2 protein-coding genes are annotated in these 3,311 nt (G+C 75.7%); both read left to right on the top strand.

All coding sequences use genetic code 11. The features are described 5' to 3' along the window. Positions 1-400, top strand: a 400-nt coding sequence (locus G3I40_RS20210) for an acyl carrier protein (RefSeq protein ID WP_164303548.1), incomplete at its 5' end; no start/stop codon positions are given. Between the two features lie 11 nt (positions 401-411). Continuing rightward, the coding region (locus G3I40_RS20205) for a type I polyketide synthase (protein ID WP_164303546.1) at positions 412-3,311 on the top strand (2,900 nt) is incomplete at its 3' end.

The raw sequence follows: 3,311 nt of genomic DNA, 5'->3' as shown, positions 1-3,311 counted from the left end.
CGCCGTACGCCTGCGCAAGAGCCTGAGCGGGGCCACCGGACTCGCCCTGCCCTCGACCCTGATCTTCGACCACCCCAACGCCGCCGCGCTGGCGGCCCACCTGCGGTCCGAGCTGTTCCCGGCCGCCGCCGACACCGACGAGGACGTCGTCACGGCGGCGCTCGGCGGCCTTGACCGGCTGGAGGCGCACCTCGCCGACGTGGCCGGGCCGCAGCGCGCCGCGCTCGTGCGGCACCTCGACCGCGTGCTCACCGCCCTGCGGACCGGTCCCGGCAACGACGCCGGGTTCCGCACCCCGCCCGCCCAGGAGCCGGATCTCGCCGAGGCCGGATTCGACGAACTGCTGGACGCCCTCGGGCGCGAGCTCGGCGACAACGGCCAGCCGACGGCGAAGAGGTAAGGACAAACACGGTGACGAACGACAACGACAAGGTCGCTTCCTACCTGCGTCGGGCGACCCTTGACCTGCGCGCGGCCCGGCAGCGCATCCAGGAGCTGGAGGCCGACCCGATCGCGATCGTCGGCACGGCCTGCCGGCTGCCGGGCGGGATCGACACGCCCGAGGGCTTCTGGGACGTGCTCGCGGCGGGCGAGGAGCGGCTGTCCCGCTTCCCGGACGACCGCGGCTGGGACCTGGCCGGCCTCTACCACCCCGACCCCGACCACGCCGGCACGACGTACGTGCGCACCGGCGCGTTCCTGGAGCGCGCGGGGGACTTCGACGCCGCCTTCTTCGGCATATCGCCGCGCGAGGCCGCCGCGATGGATCCGCAGCAGCGCCTCCTGCTGGAGACGTGCTGGGAGCTGATCGAGAACGCGGGCCTCGACCCGCACGCCCTGCGCGGCACCGGGACCGGCGTGTTCCTGGGCGTGGCCCGGCACGGCTACGGCGACGGCGCCGGCTCCGCCGAGGACGCCGAGGGATACACGGTCACCGGAGTGGCGCCGTCGGTGGCGTCCGGCCGGATCGCGTACACCCTCGGGCTCGAAGGGCCCGCCATCACGCTGGACACCGCCTGCTCCTCCTCCCTCGTGGCCCTGCACCTGGCGGTGGCCGCACTGCGCCGCGGCGAGTGCGAAGCGGCGATCGTCGGCGGCGCCGCCGTGATGGCGGGCCCCGAGGTCTTCGTCGACTTCGCGCGCCAGCGCGCCCTCGCCCCGGACGGCCGCTCCAAGGCGTTCGGCGCGGCAGCGGACGGCTTCGGCTTCGGCGAGGGCGTCGCGGTGCTCTTCCTCGAACGCCTCTCGGACGCGCGCCGCAACGGACACACCGTGCACGCCGTCGTCCACGGCACCGGCATCAACCAGGACGGCGCCAGCAACGGCCTGTCCGCACCCAGCAGGGCGGCCCAGCGCAAGGTCATCGAGCGGGCGCTGGCCAACGCGGGCGTCGTGCCCGGCGACGTCGACGCGGTCGAGGCGCACGGCACCGGCACCACTCTCGGCGACCCCATCGAGGCCAACGCCCTGCTCGACACGTACGGCCGCCACCGCGACACGCGACGGCCGCTGTGGCTGGGCTCGGCGAAGTCGAACATCGGTCACACCCAGGGCGCCGCGGGCGCGGTCGGCATCCTCAAGATGGTGCTCGCCCTGCGGCACGAACGGCTGCCCAGGACCCTGCACGCGGACGAGCCCTCGCCGCACGTCGACTGGTCCTCCGGCGCGCTCGCCCTGCTGTCCGAGGAGCAGGACTGGCCGCGCGGCGAGCGGCCCCGGTACGCGGCGGTGTCGGCGTTCGGCATCAGCGGAACCAACGCCCACGTCGTCATCGGGGAGGCCCCCGCACCCGAGCCCCTGGAACCCGGGACGCCCCGGCGACCCGAGGCGCCCGAGCCGCTTCCCGAGCCCGTGCGGCAGGGGCCGGTGCCGCTGGTCGTCTCCGCGCGGACCGAGGACGCGCTGCGCGCCCAGGCCCGCCGGCTGTCCGCCTTCGTCGCGGACGGCGCCGCCCAACTTCCGGACCTGGGCCTGTCGTTGGCGACGACCCGGGCCCGGCACGAGCACCGCGCGGTGGTCCTGGCCGGCTCCAGGGAAACGGCCCTGCGGGGCCTCGACGAGGTGGCGGACGGCCGCGCGCGCGTCAAGGGCGTCGTCGAATCGGGCGGGCGTTCCCCCGTGTTCCTCTTCCCCGGCCAGGGCTCGCAGTGGGCCGGCATGGGCGCCGACCTGCTGGAGTGGTCGCCGGTCTTCGCCGAGACCCTCCGCGCCTGCGACGAGGCGATGGCCCCGTGGCAGGACTGGTCGGTGACCGCGGTGCTGCGCCAGGAGCCCGGCGCCCCCGGGCTCGACCGGGTCGACGTCGTGCAGCCCGCGCTGTTCGCGGTGATGGTGTCACTGGCCGCGCTCTGGCGCGCGTACGGAGTCGAACCAGCCGCCGTGGCGGGGCATTCGCAGGGCGAGATCGCCGCGGCGCACGTGGCGGGCATCCTCACCCTGGAGGACGCCGCCCGGCTCGTCGTGCTGCGCAGCCGGCTGCTGCGGTCGGTGGCCGGACAGGGCGCGATGGCGGCCGTGGCGCTCGACGAGAGCGCCGTACGGGACCTGCTCGCACCGTACGGGGACGCGATCGAGGTGGCCGCGGTCAACGGCCCCGCCTCCGTCGTCGTCTCCGGTGAACCCGAGGCCGTGCACGCCCTCGTGGCCGTCTGCGCCGAGCGGGGTGCGCGGGCCCGGACCATCGACGTCGACTACGCCTCGCACTCCGCGCAGATGGACCAGGTGCGCGAGGAACTCGCCGACGCGATAGGCGAGGTGACGCCCGCCCGTGCGCGGGTGCCCTTCTACTCCACGGTGACCGGCCGCCCGATGGAGGGCGCGGAGCTGGACGCCGCCTACTGGTACCGCAACCTGCGCGAGCCGGTACGCCTCCACGACGTCGTGGGCCTCCTCGCCGCCGCGCACCACGACGCGTTCGTCGAGATCAGCCCGCACCCGGTGCTGGCCGCCACGGTCGAGGAGACCCTCGACGCGCAGGGGCGGGAGCCCGGCGAGGCCGTGACCGTCGCCACCCTGCGCCGCAACGCACCCGGCCCGGAGTCGTTCCTCACCTCCGTGGCGAGCGCCCACGTCGCGGGCGTGGACGTGCGCTGGGAGCCCGCCTTCCCCGACGACGCGCGGCGCGTCCCGCTGCCCACCTACGCCTTCCGGCGCAAGCACTACTGGACCACCTCCGCTGCCGCGCCCGCCCGCGGCGCCGATGAGGTGACCTACCGCGCGGCATGGACGGCACTGCCCGCCGCGGAGCCGGCCGACCCGCAGGGGACCTGGCTGCTCGTCACCCCGGCCACCGCCCCCGACGGGGCCGCGCC

It is taken from the genome of Streptomyces sp. SID14478 (assembly GCF_010548525.1).
In the GTDB taxonomy this organism is placed as follows: Bacteria; Actinomycetota; Actinomycetes; order Streptomycetales; family Streptomycetaceae; genus Streptomyces.
Note: the sequence above shows the minus strand (reverse complement) of the source record. Positions and strands in the feature narration are given on the sequence as shown.